10 protein-coding genes and 1 pseudogene are annotated in these 16,137 nt (G+C 73.4%); 6 read left to right on the top strand and 5 right to left on the bottom strand.

The genetic code is table 11. The features are described 5' to 3' along the window. Positions 1–6 precede the first annotated feature (6 nt). Positions 7–924: a LysR family transcriptional regulator gene (locus tag LNW73_RS34375; RefSeq protein WP_250988348.1), complete on the top strand. Its 918-nt coding sequence runs from the start codon at positions 7–9 to the stop codon at positions 922–924. Between the two features lie 117 nt (positions 925–1,041). Here the strand turns inward: LNW73_RS34375 and LNW73_RS34370 are convergent, their stop codons facing one another. Further along, positions 1,042–1,590, bottom strand: a complete 549-nt coding sequence (locus tag LNW73_RS34370; protein ID WP_250988347.1) for a DUF6939 family protein — start codon at positions 1,588–1,590, stop codon at positions 1,042–1,044. Between the two features lie 332 nt (positions 1,591–1,922). On the opposite strand from LNW73_RS34370, the gene cseB reads away from it, so the two are divergent. The 4 genes from cseB (at position 1,923) to LNW73_RS34350 (ending at position 7,521) form a co-directional block, all read left to right on the top strand. Then, a complete protein-coding gene (gene cseB, locus LNW73_RS34365; protein WP_374118253.1) occupies positions 1,923–2,663 on the top strand; it encodes a two-component system response regulator CseB in 741 nt (246 codons plus the stop codon). 23 nt (positions 2,664–2,686) lie between these two features. Further along, positions 2,687–3,931 (top strand): sensor histidine kinase, encoded by a 1,245-nt coding sequence (locus LNW73_RS34360; RefSeq protein ID WP_250992725.1) that lies wholly within the window; start codon positions 2,687–2,689, stop codon positions 3,929–3,931. 173 nt (positions 3,932–4,104) lie between these two features. Beyond that, complete coding sequence (locus tag LNW73_RS34355) at positions 4,105–4,887, top strand: ABC transporter ATP-binding protein (RefSeq protein WP_250992724.1); 783 nt, start codon at positions 4,105–4,107, stop codon at positions 4,885–4,887. Between the two features lie 96 nt (positions 4,888–4,983). Next, positions 4,984–7,521: an ABC transporter permease gene (locus tag LNW73_RS34350; protein ID WP_250992723.1), complete on the top strand. Its 2,538-nt coding sequence runs from the start codon at positions 4,984–4,986 to the stop codon at positions 7,519–7,521. A 22-nt stretch (positions 7,522–7,543) separates the two neighbouring features. Here the strand turns inward: LNW73_RS34350 and LNW73_RS34345 are convergent, their stop codons facing one another. Together LNW73_RS34345 and LNW73_RS34340 are read right to left on the bottom strand one after the other, a co-directional pair. Beyond that, a complete protein-coding gene (locus LNW73_RS34345) occupies positions 7,544–12,004 on the bottom strand; it encodes a tetratricopeptide repeat protein (protein WP_250992722.1) in 4,461 nt (1,486 codons plus the stop codon). A gap of 5 nt (positions 12,005–12,009) precedes the next feature. After that, the gene (locus LNW73_RS34340; RefSeq protein WP_250973777.1) at positions 12,010–12,339 is read right to left on the bottom strand and encodes a CU044_2847 family protein; all 330 of its coding nucleotides are present in this window, start codon (positions 12,337–12,339) and stop codon (positions 12,010–12,012) included. Between the two features lie 166 nt (positions 12,340–12,505). Here LNW73_RS34340 and LNW73_RS34335 point away from each other — a divergent pair, with 166 nt between their 5' ends. Continuing rightward, positions 12,506–13,471 (top strand): hypothetical protein, encoded by a 966-nt coding sequence (locus LNW73_RS34335; RefSeq protein ID WP_250992721.1) that lies wholly within the window; start codon positions 12,506–12,508, stop codon positions 13,469–13,471. A gap of 55 nt (positions 13,472–13,526) precedes the next feature. Here the strand turns inward: LNW73_RS34335 and LNW73_RS34330 are convergent, their stop codons facing one another. Together LNW73_RS34330 and LNW73_RS36790 are read right to left on the bottom strand one after the other, a co-directional pair. Beyond that, entirely contained in the window at positions 13,527–14,207 is a 681-nt protein-coding gene (locus LNW73_RS34330) for an AAA family ATPase (RefSeq protein ID WP_250992720.1), read from the bottom strand. Positions 14,208–14,518: 311 nt separating this feature from the next. Continuing rightward, positions 14,519–15,115, bottom strand: a pseudogene (locus LNW73_RS36790) (AAA family ATPase); the annotation flags it as partial. Positions 15,116–16,137 lie beyond the last annotated feature (1,022 nt).

The following is a 16,137-nucleotide window of genomic DNA, read 5'->3' as shown; positions in this document are numbered from 1 at the left end:
CTGCTTATGGAACTCGACCCCCGGCGGCTTCGCGTCCTGCGTGCGGTCGCTCTGCGCGGGGGTGTCATGGACGCGGCCCAGCTACTGCACCTGTCCCCGTCCGCCGTCTCCCAGCAGCTCGCGCAGCTGGAGCGGGAGGTGGGCCTGCCGCTGGTGGACCGCTCCCGGCGCAGAATCGGACTCACTCCGGCCGGACACCTGCTCGCCGCCCGCGCGGAACGCATCGAGCAGGAGCTGACCGAGGCGCGACGTGAACTGACGGAACTCAGCGGCCGGGTGGCCGGACCGGTCACGATCGCCGCGTTCTCCACGGCGATCTGCCACCTGGTGGCGCCGGCACTGAGCGCGATCGTGGAGGCGTATCCCGAGCTGGAACCGCGGGTGGTCGAGCTGGAGGGCCCCGCGGCCCTCCGCGAACTGCGCACCGGCGGTTGCGACATGGTCATCACCGAACACGACGGCGAGAGTGCCGAAGCCTCCGACGGGCACGACCTGGCCTCCTCCCCCGTGGCCGACGACGAGTACCGCGTGGTCACGCCCGCGAGCTGGCCGCGACCGGCCTCGATCCGGGACCTGGCCGGCCGCCCCTGGGTCGCCAGCCCCGACGACACCGCCTGCGGCCGGGCGCTCCTGCGGATCTGCGCCGACAACGGCTTCACCGCGCGCCGCGACCACCTGTGCAGGGAGTTCCCCACCGTCCTGGCGATGGTGGCAGCCGGTGCGGGAGCGGCCGTCGTGCCGACGCTGGCGCTCGGTTCGACACCGCCGGCAGCGGTCGCGGTGCCCGCCGTACCGGTCGTCGGCCACCGCAGGATCACCGCGCTGTTCCGCCGCTCGGGACCGGATCCCGTCGTGTCCGCCGTTGTCCAGGCGTTGCGGGAATCCGCCGATGAGGCCGGACTGATCCCGGTGCGGGTGCTGTGAACGCACAGGTCCGGCGGGTTGGACGATGATGTCCGCGACAACGTCCGGGATGACGTCCGCGACGATGCCCTGCCCGCTACAGACCTTGGCGCCCCGCGCGTCGTTGACGTCCAGGGCTCACGCCTCGTCAGGCCAGCGGCCTTCGATGTGCAGCTGAAGGAGCGCGGCATGTGAAAGCGGGGTGGCCAGATCGGCGACGTCACCGTTGGTCGTGTAGTCCAGGAGCACTACCTCGGCCTTCCCGCGCAGCTGCCCGACCAGATCCGCGACGCGGTTGTCGAGGACCCACCGGTAGGCCGGCAGGTAGATCCGGCGTCGGGCCGTCTCGTACGACAGGAGCTCCTCGCCGTGCAGCCCGGTGCGGTGGCCCCGGACCGGCCCGTAGCGGCGCACGGTCCGCTTGAGACCCTTCATCGAAGTGACGTCGAGCTTCGCCGGGTCGACATCGGCGTGCTCGAAGACCTTCAGCGCCTGCCAGATCCCCTCCACGCACTGGCCGGTCTCACCCTCGCCGTACGGGACCGGTACGCCGCCATGCGGATAGAACGGACTCAGCCGCACCCACGGATCCACCGCCCGGGACGTGACATCAATGATCTCAGCGCCGGGAAACGCAGCCGCCAACGAGGCCACGGCACGGCGACGGCTGGCAACGTGGATCGCCATCGGGAAGCTCCTTCATGCGCATGCAGACGTGGTGAGCCTCCCAGCATCGCCGACACCACTGACATCCCGCCGCTCGCGGCGTAGGCGGGGTGTGCGTTTGCCGCTTCTGCCCGGCGCCTTCGACCGCATCGTCTTTTGTATCGGGCGGGTATCGGCGAGCGCTTCGTTGTCCATCGAATCGGGGCGCCGGGCCGTGGCGAAGAGGGGCCACGGAGGGTCTGGCATATCGTTCCTTCCAGGTCGCCGGCCGCGTGAGAACACCCGGGACCTCTGCCGCGCGACCTTCCGAACCATCCGAACGCCCGAGCCGTCCGAACAGGAGTCAGCTGCCCGTGTCCCCCGCCACCCCGGCCCCGGCCGCTCCGCGACCCGCTCGCGTGCTGCTGGTGGAGGACGACGATCTGATGCGCCGGTCGTTCACCGTCGCCCTCGATCGCTACGGCTACCGGATGCGGGCCGCGGCCGACGGGCTGACGGGGCTGGAGGTCTTCCGCGCCGAGACCTTCGACCTGCTGATCCTGGATGTGCTGCTGCCCGGCCTGGACGGCATCGGCCTGTGCCGCAAGGTCCGGGAGACCAGCCTGGTGCCGGTGCTGATGATGTCCGCCCGCGGCGACGGACTCGACGTCGTCGCCGGTCTGGAGGCCGGGGCGGACGACTACGTGGTCAAACCCGTGGACAGCTACGTACTCGTGGCACGCATCCGTTCGCTGCTGCGCCGGGCGACCTACCCGCCCGCCCCGGCACCTGGGCAGACCGCGGGCGACGAGCCGCTCCCCTCCGAGGGGGACCTGCTGGTCCTCGGGGACCTGACCATCGACACCGGCGGCCTGGAGGTGTTCGTCGCGGGAAGCCAGGTGGCGCTGACCCCGACCGAACTGAAACTGCTGCTGGAGTTCGCCGCGCACCCGGGCATCGTGCTGCAGCGGCACACCCTGCTCCGGAACGTGTGGGAGTACGGCTGGGACGGCGACAGCCGGGTCGTGGACCTGTGCGTGCAGCGGCTGCGCAGGAAGCTGGGCCGGGACAGGATCGAGACGGTCCGCGGCTTCGGCTACAAGCTCAGGCGTTGAGGCCGGTGCACCCGTTCCACCGCATGCGTCCGGCCCGTGTGCCCCTGCGCTGGAAGATCGCCGCACTGGCCGCGGCCACGGCCTGTCTGGTCGCGGTGGCGGTCGGGCTGCTGGTGCACGTCTGGACCGCGCAGGACATCCAGGGCAGAGCCGAAATGCGGGCCTCCAACGGTGTGTTCTCTGCAGTGGACACCTACCGGCGCACCGGAACCCTCACCGGCGGTGCCGTGCTCGATCCGGCCGAACTGCCCTACGCGCTGCGGAACCCGGCCGACGATGACCGCCACACCGCCTATGACGGGAGCGTCCACGGCAATGTGGGACCCAGCGTTTGGGCCGCGCAGCGGGTCGACGGCCCGGGCAGCCCGGTGCTCGCCCTTCAGGTCAACATGAGCACGGAGCGCCACGAACTGTTCCGGCTCGACCTGGTCATGGCGGTCGCGTCGCTGATCGCCCTCGCGGCGGCCACGCCCCTGGCGGTCTACGGAGCCGGGCTGATCGGCCGCCGGCTGGGCCGGGTCTCCGAGACCGCGGGCCGGATCTCCGCCGGGGACCTGGATGCCCGGACCGGGCACATCAAGGGCCGCGACGAGGTCGCCGACATCGCCGGCACCGTCGACCTCATGGCGGACAGCCTCAGCCGGCAACTGCGCACCGAGCGCCGGTTCACCGCGGACGTGGCCCACGAACTGCGCACCCCCGTCGGCGGTCTGCTGGCCACCGCCGATCTGCTGCCGCCCGGCGAGACGGAGGATCTGCTCCGGGCCCGGGTGCGCGACCTGCGCGGCCTGGTCGAGGACCTGCTGGAGATCTCCCGGCTGGACGCCGGCGCCGAACAACCGGTCCACGCCCATGTCCCGCTCGACGCGGTCGTCTCCGAGGCCGTGGCGCGCACCGGCCTGGACACAGCGGTCACCGTCGCCGAGGCGCAAACCGGACCGACCACGGAGACCGTGGAGACCGACCCTTGCCGACTCGAACGGATCATCAGCAACCTTGTCGGCAACGCCCACCGGCACGGGGCCGCCCCGGTACAGGTCACCGTCGACGGCCCTACGGTCGTCGTGCGCGACCACGGCCCCGGCTTCCCCCCGGACCTGCTGCGCGACGGCCCGCGCCGGTTCTACACAGGCGCGACGGAGCGCGGCACGGGCCACGGTCTGGGCCTGACCATCGCCCTGGGCCAGGCCCGGCTCCTCGGCGCGCAGCTGCTCCTGGACAACGCCCCCGACGGCGGCGCCGTCGCCACCCTGCGCCTGCCGGACTGACCGCCCGGCCCTGAAGTGCCGGCCCGACCGCCCTGCCGGACCGCCCCGCCCGACCACCCAGCCCTACAGAACTGATACACAGATGAGCGGTCGCCGATACACGGCGGTCCAGGTCCCGATACGTACCCCGGACACCCTTCGAAGCGCACCATTCGGCACCGAAGAGGAGTCCCGTGACCGCCGCACCCCTTGACGCTCGCACCGCGCACCGGACGACCGGAGCCGCGGCCGCCGTCACCGGCCTGTCCAAGGTCTACGGCAGCGGCGACACCCGCGTCGTCGCCCTGGACGATGTCAGCATCGCGTTCCGGGAGGGCGAGTTCACCGCGATCATTGGCCCCTCCGGCTGCGGCAAGTCCACGCTCATGCACTGCGCCGCCGGGCTCGACTCGTTCAGCTCGGGCTCCGTGCGCATCGGCACCACCGAACTGAGCACGCTCAACGACCGGCAGCTCACCCAGCTGCGCCGCGACCGGATCGGCTTCATCTTCCAGGCGTTCAACCTGCTGCCGACGCTGACCGCGCTGGAGAACATCACACTGCCGCTGACCATCGCCGGCCGTCGGCCCGACCGGCAGTGGCTGGACCGTGTGATCGCCATGGTCGGCCTGTCCCAGCGCCTCGACCACCGGCCCGGAGAGCTGTCCGGCGGACAGCAGCAGCGCGTCGCGGTGGCCCGGGCGCTGGTCTCCCGCCCCGGGATCATCTTCGGTGACGAGCCGACCGGAAACCTCGACTCCCGTGCCGGGGCCGAGGTGCTCGGCTTCCTGCGCGACTCGGTGCGCGAGCTGGGCCGGACCGTGGTCATGGTCACCCACGACCCCGTCGCCGCCGGCTACGCAGACCGCGTGGTCTTCCTCTCCGACGGCCGCCTGGTCGACGAGATGGCACAGCCCACCCCCGACCGGGTCCTGGACCGGATGAAGGCCTTCGACACCCGCGCCCGCACGAGCTGACCCGTGCGCACGAGCTGACCCGCGGCGCCCGCCGGCACCGAACCAGACATCCGCTCGCATCCACCGAGCCCGCCCCCTGACTCAGGATCCGCACCCATGTTCCGAACCGCCCTGCGCAACGTGTCCGCGCACAAGGCCCGCCTGCTGATGACCGCGTTCGCGGTCATGCTCGGCGTCACCTTCATCACCGGCAGCCTCGTCTTCGGCGACAGCCTGAACCGTGCCGCCACCGCCCAGGCCACCGACGGCTACGAGCGCATCGCCGTCGAGGTCGATCTCAACGGCTCCCCCGGCGGCGGCCCCGGCCCGGGCGCCATCGACGCCCAGGCCGTGACCACCCTGGCCGAGGTCCCCGGCGTCGCCGTCGCCGCGGGCCGGGTCGACGGCTTCGCCGCCGTCGCCGGCCGCGACGGCCGCCCGCTCGGTCACGGCGAGTCCCACCAGGGCGCCAACTTCGCCCCGGGACCGGACGGCACGGACCCTGCCTACCGCTTCACCCAGGGCTCCGGCCCGGCCGGCAACGACACGATCGCCCTCGACGAGAGCAGCGCCGCACAGGGCGGCTACCGCGTCGGTGACACCGTGCGCGTGGGCACTGACAAGGGCGCCGCGTCCTACACCCTCAGCGGGGTCTTCCGCACCGACGGGATGCGGCTCACCACCGGAAGCAGCCTGGTGCTGTTCACCGACGCCACCGCCCAGCGGCTCTTCCTCCGGCCCGGCCGCTACCGGAGCGTCGAGCTCACGGCCGCACCCGGCACACAGCCGCAGGAGCTCCTGCGCCGCGTCGAATCGGCGCTGCCCCAGGGCACCGGCGCGGTCACCCGGGGCCAACTCGCCCGGATCAAGACGAACCTCGCGACCAGCACGAGCAGCACGATGAGCCAGATCCTGCTGGGATTCGCCGCGGTCGCCGTGTTCGTCGCCACCTTCCTCATCTCCAACACCTTCACGATGCTGATCGCCCGGCGCACCAGGGAGCTGGCCCTGCTGCGGGCCGTCGGCGCCTCGCGCCGGCAGGTGCGCCGCATCCTGCTGACCGAGTCCCTCCTCGTCGGCGCGATCGCCTCGGCCGCCGGACTCGCCGCCGGCACCGGGGTCGCCGCTCTGCTCCAGACGCTCTTCACCCCCGCCGACACCCCGGCCGGCCCGCTGGTCCTCACCCCGGGCACCGTGATCATCGCCCTGCTGGTCGGCACCCTCCTGCCCATGGTCGCCGCCTGGCTTCCGATCCGCCGGGCGATGGCCATCCCGCCCGTCGCCGCGCTCAGCGCCGCCGAGCCCACGGCGCCCGCGCGCGCCGGCTCCCTGCGCACCGGCCTCAGCGCCGCACTGGCACTCACCGGCACCGCTGCCGTGGTGTACGGGGCCCTCACGACGGAGAAGGACACCCGGACCGTCATCGGACTCGGCGCATCGCTGACCCTGACGGGGACGATCGGCCTGATCCCGCTGCTGTCCCGGCCGTTCGTGGGCCTGGTTCAACCGCTGTTGAGGCGTCTGCGGCCGGTGCACGGCGACCTCGCGGCCCGCAACACGGTGCGCGACCCGCGCCGCACCGGCGCCACCGCCGCCGCACTCGCCATCGCCCTCACCCTCGCGTCGGGCCTGTCCGTCCTCGGCGCCTCCGCCACCCAGTACCTCGACCGCGCGACCGCCCACGACTTCATCGCCGACTACCAGGTGAAGCCCGCCGACGGCGCCATGCGGATGACCCCCGTCACCACGGCGCCCCTCAGGAAACTGTCAGGCACCGTCGTCAGCCCGCTCAACCAGTCGACGCAATACCGGCTGGACGGCACCTCCTCCGTGCTGACCGGCGTCGACCCCGCCACCATCGGCCGGCTGCTGCGGTACGACGTGCTCGAGGGCTCTCTCGACTGCCTCGCCAAGGGCCAGATCGCGGTGGCCGACTTCAAGGCGGCGCAGGCCGGCTGGCACGTGGGCCAGACCCTTTCCCTCCAGCGTCAGGACGACCAGCGCGGCAGCGTCACCATCGGCGCCGTCTACCACGCGGACGAGCAGAGCGACCTGCTGCCCAGCATCACCGCACCGGACTCCCTCGTCGCCCGCTACGACTCCACCCCGAACACCGCCGCGGTCCTCGTCGCCACGGACGGCGGACCCGGCCGGGCCGCACTCGGCACCATCACCCACGCCCTCGGCGACAACCCGGCCCTGGCCGTCCTCGATCAAGCAGCCGTCCGGGCCGAGGGCAGCGGCCCCATCGGCGACCAACTCAACGTCTTCTACGCCCTGCTCAGCATGGCCCTGGTGATCGCCGCACTGGGCATCGCCAACACTCTCGCGATGTCGGTCCTCGAACGCCGCAAGGAGATCGGCACGTTGCGCGCCCTCGGCCTGGACCGCGCCGGGGTGACCCGGATGATCCGCCTGGAGGCCCTGCTCATCGGCGGACTCGGTGCGACCCTCGGCACGGTCATGGGCGTCTTCCTGGGCTGGGCGCTCGGGCGCACCCTCCAGGAGACCGTCGCGGGCTACACGTTGGTCCTCCCCTGGGGACGCCTCGCGCTCGGCGTGCTCATCGCCCTGGCCGGGGCGTTGCTCGCCTCGCTCTGGCCGGCCCGCAGAGCCGCGAGCGTCGACATCGCCGCCGCGACGGCGGCGCAGTGAGTTTCCGCCCACCGGCCCCGGCTCAGCGTTCCGGTACCGGCCGACCAGCCAGCCGGTACCAGAAGCGGGCCTCCTCCGGGGCACCCTCGGCGTCCGCCACATCACCGAGGAGCGCGAGCACGACGGCCGGCAGCGGGTGCGGTGCCTCGGCGGCGGGCTCGCCGGGGGCCGCCGGTGCGGGACGCGGGGTGTCGGCCGGCGCGGCGAGGCCGGCGGGGTCGGTGAGGTCGGCCGGCGCCTCCTGGTCCTCGGCCACCTGCGGGGTGTAGACCTCCTCGGCCCGGTCACGGTGCCCCGCGCTCAGCAGCAGCTCGGCGTAGTCGTAGCGGGCCACGGCCTCCGTGTCGGGGTCGCCGCACTCGATGGCCTGCTCGAACCACGGGTAGGCGTCCTCCGGCCGGCCGGCGGCCGTGAGCACCTGGCCGAGCAGCAGCAGCGCCTGCGGCCGGTGCTCGGTGTCGTCCGACGTGCCCAGCGGCAGCAACGTCCGCTCCGCCTCGGCGTACTGGAGCAGCCGGAACAACGTGCTGCCGAGGTAGCGGCGGGCCATCGGCTCCACCGAAGTGTCGCCGGAGGCGAGGGCGTCGGAGAGCAGCTGCCGGGCCTCCTCCAGGTCGTTGGTCGAGCGGCGTACGACGCCGAGCAGTACGGCGGCGCGGGGGGCGGTCTCCTCATCGGCGATCTCCATGGCGGCGGCCAGCAGTTCACCGGCCGCCTGCACCTCGCCCGTGTCCAGCAGGTACTCGCCGGTGCCGAGGTAGGCGAGAGCGATGGCCACCTGGTCACCGGAGTTCTCCACCCCGGCCAGCAGTTCCTCGGCCGCCTCCTCGTCGCCGCCGCGCAGCAACTGGACCGCGAGGTAGGCGCGGGCCACTTCGGTGACGTCGGTGGGCTCGTCGTCCACCACGGACCGCAGCAGTTCCTCCGCGGTCTCGGCGTCGCCGTCCTCGACGAGGCACTTCGCCAGCTGGAACCGGGCCATCTGCGAGGCCGGGGCGACGTTCGCGTCGCTCGCGGACCGCAGGTGGCCCAGTCCCTCGGGCCGCTGCGCGTTCTGGATCAGGACCATGCCGAGTACGGTGACCGCCCAGGTCGCGACGGTGGGGTCGTCGGAGTCCGCGACGACCCGCAGCAGGCTCTCGGCGCGCGCCAGGTCGCCCTGGTCGGCGAGCATCAGGGCGAGGTCCATCCGGCCGATCTGCGACCACTGCTCGTGCCCCGAGTCGATGGCGGTCCGGTACGCGTCCTCCGCCTCCTCGTACCGGCCCTCCCCGGCGAGGAAGTCGCCGAGCAGGTCGGCGGCGCGCGGCGACTGGACGGGGTGGCCGGCGTCCACCGCACCGGTCAGCTCCTCCACCACCCGGTCCGGCTCGTTGCCCGGCGCCCTGAGCATCAGGCCGAGGTCGATCCGGGCGATGGGTGACCAGTGCTGGTGCCCGGAGCCGATGGCGGTCCGGTACGCGGCCTCCGCCTCCTCGTACCGGCCCTCCTGGGACAGGAAGTCGCCGAGCATGTCGGCGGCGCCCGGCGACAGGTCCGGGTGGCCGGCGGCGATCGCGGTGGTCAGGAGGGTCACCGCCCGCTCCGCACCATCCGGTTCGTCCCCGGCGCTGTCACCGGCACCCTCCTGGGCGCCGTCCCCGTCACCGCGCCGTGCCAGGCTGATGACGACGTCGGCGAGGTCGACGAGGGCGGCCACCGACCAGTCCGGGTGTCCGGTGGCGATCGCCCGCTCCAGCCACTCGACGGCCGCGGGACCGTCGCCCTGCGCGGAATAGCACTCGCCGAGCGCGCAGGCCGCCCTCGGCGACTGGTCGGGGTTGTCGGAGCCGGCCACCTCCAGCAGGAGTTCCATCGCCTCGTCGATGCGCTCCTGGTGCAGCAGTGTGATCGCCAGGAAGACCTTGGCGAGCGGGGTCAGCAGTGGGTGCCCGGAGCGGATCAGCGCCCGCAGCAGCGTCTCGGCCTCCTCGTACCGCCCCCGCACGATCAGGAGTTCACCCAGGCAGGCCTGGGCCAACGGCACCGCGTGGAACTGCCCGCTGTCCAGCACCGAACGGAGCAGCTCCTCGGCACGGTCCAGCTTGCCCTGGTTCACCAGCAGACCGCCGAGGTTGGCGCGGGCCATCGCGGTGATCTGGCCGGCGATCGACTCACCGACCGCCCGGGACAAGGTCCACGGCTGCTCGGCCGGCTCCGCCGGACCGCCCCGGACGATGCCCGGGGCGGCTCCCGACCCGGACTTGCCGCGCACCGCGCCCGGCCTGCGGCCGGCCCGTACGCCCGCCGGTTCGCCGTCGCTGAGCGTGAGAGCCTTGACCAACTGGGCCTGCGCCAACGGCGTCACCTCGGTGTCCCCGGCGGCGAGCACCGCCTCCAGCAGCCGCTCCGCCCGGTCGCTCTCCCCCTGTCTGACCAGCACTCCGGCCAGACCCACCTGCGCCATCTGGGAGACCTGCGGATCGCGCGAGCCCACCGCGGCCTCCAGCAGCTCCCGGGCCCTGGCCCGGTCGCCGGTCACCATCAGCGCCCCGGCCAGTACGACCTGCGCCAGCGGCACCACGCTCTCCACATCGGAGGCCACCGCGCTGCCCAACTGCTCCACCGCCGGACCGAACCGGGCCAGGTACAGATACATCTCGCCCAGCATCAGCGCCGCCCAGGCCGGGTTGTCCCGGTCCTCGGACGCCGTCCCGACGATCCGCAGCAGCGTCTGCTCGGCGATCTCCGTCTCGTCGCGGATCAGCGCGGTGTACGCGGTCGCCAGCAGCTCGCCGGGCGGCCGGCTGTCGGTGAGGTACTGCCAGGCGAACCGCGGCACCGCGGCCGACGGGTCGTCGTCGCGGGTGTCCAGGTACTCCGCCATGTACGGGGTCGCGGCGTAGCCCGGGGCGCCGTCCGGCCCCGGCACCTGCTGGACCAGTGCGATGCTGCCGGCCACCGGCTGCCGGGCCCAGGCCAGCGCGGTCCGGTACCCGGCGTCGTCGGCGTCGAGTTCCGGGTGGTAGGCGAAGAGGTAGGCGTCGAACAGTTCCCGCAACGCTCCCTCGGGGACGCCCTCGGCCAGGCCCATCCGCAGCCAGTCGGTGGCCGCCCGCGCCAGTGCCCAGCCTGCCGGGTCGCTGTCCGCGCCGTCGTTGAAGCGCTGCTCCAACCCGGGTGCGGCGACCATGAGTTCACCGATGCCGCGGACGTCGAAGTCCTCCCGGGGGTACAGCTCCCTGGCCAGCTCCGCGTCCTCCGTGCTCAGCAGCGACGGCAGTTCCACGGTCCGCGCCTTGGCCAGGACGGTTCGGGTGGTGCGGCCGACATCGTTCTCCATGCCGGTGAGGGCGGCCCGGTGCTTGGCCGGGATGGTCGCCACCACCGTGAACCCCGGCTGGCGGGTGAACCGTTCGAGAATCTGCAGGTCCAGGCCCCCGGGCCGCAGGAAGCGGTGCAGGTCGTCCAGCCAGACCACCACCGGGTCGGAGCCGGTGGGCAGCGGCAGCAGCCGGCTGAGATCGTCCAGCACGCGCCGGTCCGGGCCGTCCGGGCGCGGCACGATCAGCCGGGCGCCGGGCATCGTCCGCAGCAACGCCTCGTACAGGGTGCGGGACTTGCCCGCCTTGGACCGGCCGGCCAGCACCACGAACCGCTCCTCGGCGAGGTACGCGTCCAGCTGGTCGTCCTGGGGGCGGCGGGACACGTAGGGCGCGCCGTCCCGCAGGTCGCTGTACTTGGAGCGGGAGACCCCGATGTCGTGCGGATCCACCTCGTCCACCCGGGGGATCGCGCCGTCCCCGGTCAGCGGCAGCCACAGCAGGCTCTCCAGCCGGTCGCGCAGCTCGGTGGTGGTGGTGTCCCTGATGTACGGGGCGAGGCCGGGCCAGTACCGGGCCACCGTCTCGACCCGGACGGCGTACGCGGTGCGCCGGTCCACCGCGACCACCTTGTCGCGGGCGACCAGCATCCCGACCACGCCCTGGAGGTTGACGTCCCACACGGGCGAGCCGGAGAAGCCCTGCTCGAGCCCCCAGCCGGCGTGCGGTCCGGCTTCCACCTGGAGCCACTCGTCGCCGGCGTGCCCGATGATCTCGCCACGCACCGGCACGCCCTGGCGGCGGTGTTCCGCCGGGTAGCCGTACGCCCGGAAACGGTGGTCCCAGGTGCCGGTGCCGGTGGTCCGCAGCGGGGCCGGCAGCGCCTCCGGAGGCGCCGGCGCGCCGAGTTCGAGCACCGCCACATCGCCGGTCTCGTCGCCGGCGTCCGGGTGCCAGCCGTCGGCCACCACGGTCGCGGGCAAGGGGTCGTGCGCGGACGCGAACTGGAAGCGGACGAACACCGGCTCCGCCGGAACACCCGGGGCCCGGCCCGACCGCACCACATGGGCGCAGGTCAGCACATGCCGCGGCGTCACCAGCAGGCCGGCGCCGACCGGGTCCCCGGTCGCCGACCGGCGCACGCTGACCAGCCAGGGCGGCCGCTCCCGGTCCGGGGCCACCGGACTCAGGCCGTGCCGCCGGCGGCGGGCCGGCTCCAGTGCACCTTCACCGTGAAGTGGCCCTCGATCGCGCTCTTCGCGATCACCATGCCGGACTCCGCGTTGAACTTCATCCCGAACTCGATCTCGTACGAGTCCGGTCCCAGCGCCCGTACCGAGTCGATCACCGACCGGAGTGCCGGCCGGGCATGGTCGAGGGCGTCCTCCAGCCGCTGCCCGGCCCGCACCACTCCGCCCGGCTCCCGGGAGATCCGCTCCAGTCCCGGCGCGTCATCGGCCACCTCGACCTGCAACGACGTGCCGTCCGGACCCTCGAAACGCACGATCTCACTCATTGGCCCCCAAGTGCCTTGTGAATCAAGGATGTTGGAACTCCCCTGCCGGTGATCGTAATAGCCCGAACGCCGGATCGGCGCGGGTTTGCGGCGATACGATGACCGTCTTGCGGCGCGGCCCAGAAGACGGCCCGCCGAGCGGTCGACTGGGGGGACGGTGGCCGACGTGGGCGACGCCAGGCAGGAGATCGCCGCCACGCTGGCGGACACCGCGGTGGGCGAGCCGGAGGCCGCGCTGCGGGTCCTCGGCCGGGCACTGCGCTGGTCCGCCGCGGCACTGGGCGATGTGGACGGCGGCGCCGCGGGCAGCCGCGCCCTCGTCGCGCTGTTCGCGCTCGACGATGCGCTGGAGGAGAGCCGCGGGCTGGCCGAGGCCATGGCCGGGCTGCTGGCCGTGGCCGCACCCGGCCAGGGGCCCGGCAGCCGCACCGAGGAGCTGATGCGGGAGCTCACCGATCTCAGCGAACGGGTCGACGGCGAACGGGCCGCCCTGGAGAAGCTCGCCGCCACCGAAGAGGCGTTGCGGGACCGGCTGGCCGCCCACGAGGGGCTGCGCCGCCAGGTCGACGAACTGCGGCGGCTGGAACGGCTGGTGCTCGCCCTGGACGCGCTCCAGGAGCAGCAGGAGGTCATCGCCCGGCGGCTGGCGGAGCTGCGGGGCCGGGACAGCGGCGTCGACGAGGCGCTGTGGACCAGCAGCGACGCGCTGGTCCGGCTCTCCGACGACCAGCTGGCCGCGCTCGCCCCGCAGACCCGGCAGGTGCTGGAGCGGGCCGCCGACGCCCAGCGGGCGCTGGCCGCCCAGGAGCGTGAGCACGCCGCGAGCGCCGCCGAACTCGCCGCGTACCAGGACCGGTCGGAGCGTATCCGCAGCGAACGCGGCGGGCAGCTCGCGTCCTTGCGGCGGTACGCCGCCGCCGACCGGGATCTGGCGCGCGCGTTGCAGACGCCGCAGGGCGCGCCCGCCGGGACCGCCACCGAGGAGCAGCAGATCTCACTGGCGGAGGTGGAGACCGCCGCCGCCGACATCGAGCGGCGGCTGCGTGCGGCGGACGACGCGCTGACCCGGGTGCTGGCGGAGCGGGAGCTCCAGGACCGGGACGGGCGGTTCATGGTGCAGCGCACCGGCTGAGGCGCCGGACCGCCGGCTGCGCGGGTGCCGGCGGCGGGGCGGCCGGGCCGCCCGCTCATCGGCTGCCCGGGTGCGTGCGGCCCGGCGGGTCCGGGACGTCGGCCGGGAGGAATTCGGAGGGGGCGGCCGGGCCGGGTGCGTGCCGTGCGGGGTCGTCGGGCTTCGCGAACTCTCCGCCGCCGCGCACGAAGCGGTCGGCCATCCGCCCCTCCATGGTCTCCAGCAACTTCCGGACCGTCCGCGCGTTGCCGAAGCCCCTGGGATCGGTCCGCTGGGAGTCCTCCAGCCAGGCGGCGGCCCGCTCGGGCACACCGGGCCCCAGGGTGCAGCCGTCGGCGGCGGCCATCCGGCTCAGGATCTCCACCAGGTCCTTGATCGCGTAGTGCGGGAACGGCACCCGTTCGGCGAACCGCGACGGCAGCCCGGGGTTGCCGGCCAGGAACGCGTCCATCTCCCGTGGGTAGCCGGCCGCGATCACCACCAGCCGGCCCCGCCACTTCTCCATCTCCAGAGTCAATGTGTCGAGCGCCTCGGCCCCGTACCCCCCGTACTGGCTGTCCTGGACCAGGCTGTACGCCTCATCGATGAACAGCACGCCGTCGAGCGCGTCCTGTACGGCCTGTTGCACCATCGGTGCGGTCTGCCCGAGGTACGAGCCGACCAGGGTCGCCCGGCCGGCCTCCACCACATGGCCCTTGCGCAGCAGGCCCAGGTCGCGGAAGAGCGTCCCGACCATCCGGGCCACCGTCGTCTTGCCGGTCCCCGGGGCCCGGTGAACAGCAGGTGCGGCGCCGCGAACCCGCTCTGCCCCCTGGCCTGCCGCAGCCGCAGCCGGTTGGTGAGGCTGGTCAGCACCTCGCGGACCGGGCCGAGGCCGACGTAGGCGTCGAGTCCGGCCAGCAGCGCCGCCGGGTCGGGTGCCGGGCGGTCCAGGTAGTCGCCGTAGCGCTCGGGGATGTCCTCGGGCAGCACCGGCTCCGTGACCCGCCGGCGGACCCGGGCCGCCCACCGCGTGAAGACGGCGTCGGCGAGGGTGCGCATGTCCCGCGCGTTGCCGAAGGACTCGTCGCGCGTCTCGTGCAACCGGTCGACGATCTGCCGTAGTTGCGCCTCGGTCCGCTCGGCCGCGCGGGCGCCGTGGCCGGCCAGCCGCCGCAGCGCGATGTCCGCCAGGACCTCCGCCGGGTAGTCGGGGAACCTGAGCACGTTGTCCGCGGGGAACCGGCTGGCCAGCCCGGGGTTCGCGGCGAGGAACTCGGCCATCTTGTCCGGATAGCCGGCCACCACCACGACCAGCCGTGCCCGGTCGTCCTCCATCCGCCGCAGCAGCACCTGGATGGCCTCGCTCCCGAAACCGTCCTGCTGATCGCTGAGCCCGTACGCCTCGTCGATGAACAGCACCCCGTCCAGCGCCCGGTCGACCGTCGCATCGGTCAGCCCGGCCGTCTGGCCGACCAAGCCGGCCACCAGGTCCGGCAGCTTGGCCTCCACGACATGGCCCCGGCTCAGCAGCCCGAGATCGCGGTAGATCTCGCCGACCAGCTTGGCCACCGTCGTCTTTCCGGTACCCGGGTTGCCGGTGAACACCAGGTGCAGGGAGGGCGGTTCGAAGCCGGCCGGGCGGCCGGCCCCCAGCTCCTCCATCGCCTCGACCACTCCGCGCAGCTGCTCGAAGTGGTTGCGGATCACGTCCATGCCCTGGAGTGCGTTCAGGCGTTCCCACGGGTCCCGGTGGTCGGTGACGGCGCCGCCACCGAGGATGTCGCGCACCACGGCGCCGTTCAGCGCGCGCTCCGGCGGGTTGGTCAGCTGCCGCAGCGACCCCCGCCAGGTGCGGGTGCTGCGCGGGTGGGTCGCCAGCGCCTTGACGATCGAGTCCAGCTCCCGCCAGTCCTCGATCCGCAGCCCCCACCGCAGCCGGGCCACATGGATCAGCCGTTCCAGCTCCGCCCCCTGCGGGTGATCGATCCGCACCGTTCCGGGCCGGCCCGACAGCGCGGCCTGGCCGCGGACGAACGTCTCCAGAAGGGGGAAGTGCCGGCGTGCCTCCACGTACTGCGCCACGTCCTCCAGCGACGGTTTCCGGAAGACCATCACCCACAGGTTGCCGTCGTCGCCGTGCTGAGCCCACTGGGCCATCGCGCTCGCCAGCGGGCGGGCCGCCTCGGTGTGTTCCAGAAGTTCCTCGGCGAAGGAGAACACCACCGCGGTCCGGGGCCGTGCCCGCTGGAGATAGCCGAGGAGTGTCATCACCCCGAACGGGTCGCTCCAGCCCGGCGCCGGTGCCACCGGCGTCCCGTCCGCGCCGGGCCGCCGGGGGCCGGGGCGGGGCGGGGGCTGCGCCCGAGCCGGGAGCGGTGCCCGGGCTCGCGGTTCGGTGCGGGGCGCGGAAGCCCGGCACCACCAGATTGCCCATCGGACCCCGCATCCCCGGCGTGCGCATGGTCCCGGGACCGCCGGCGGCCGGCCGCCGTCCCGTGCCGCCGCCCCGGACCGACAGGTCGCGGGACCTGGCGTCCAGGAAGTACACCGGGTGCTGCAGGGAGCAGAAGGCGATCCGCTCGTACCCTTCGGCCCGCAGCAGTTGCCACAGGGTCTGTTCCAGGTCGCACACCAGGTAGGCGCTGTTGACGAAGACGTCGCTGACCCCGGGGCCGTACAGCACG

This window comes from Streptomyces sp. RKAG337 (assembly GCF_023701715.1).
Lineage (GTDB): Bacteria > Actinomycetota > Actinomycetes > Streptomycetales > Streptomycetaceae > Actinacidiphila.
This window is presented reverse-complemented; position numbering and strand designations above follow the sequence as displayed.

Coding starts and splice junctions, on each gene's coding strand:
- LNW73_RS34360 (WP_250992725.1), top strand. CDS start 2,687: ATGCGTCCGGCCCGTGTGCCCCTGCGCTGGAAGATCGCCGCACTGGCC.
- LNW73_RS34330 (WP_250992720.1), bottom strand. CDS start 14,207: ATGGTCGGGACGCTCTTCCGCGACCTGGGCCTGCTGCGCAAGGGCCAT.
- LNW73_RS34370 (WP_250988347.1), bottom strand. CDS start 1,590: ATGGCGATCCACGTTGCCAGCCGTCGCCGTGCCGTGGCCTCGTTGGCG.
- LNW73_RS34340 (WP_250973777.1), bottom strand. CDS start 12,339: ATGAGTGAGATCGTGCGTTTCGAGGGTCCGGACGGCACGTCGTTGCAG.
- LNW73_RS34350 (WP_250992723.1), top strand. CDS start 4,984: ATGTTCCGAACCGCCCTGCGCAACGTGTCCGCGCACAAGGCCCGCCTG.
- LNW73_RS34375 (WP_250988348.1), top strand. CDS start 7: ATGGAACTCGACCCCCGGCGGCTTCGCGTCCTGCGTGCGGTCGCTCTG.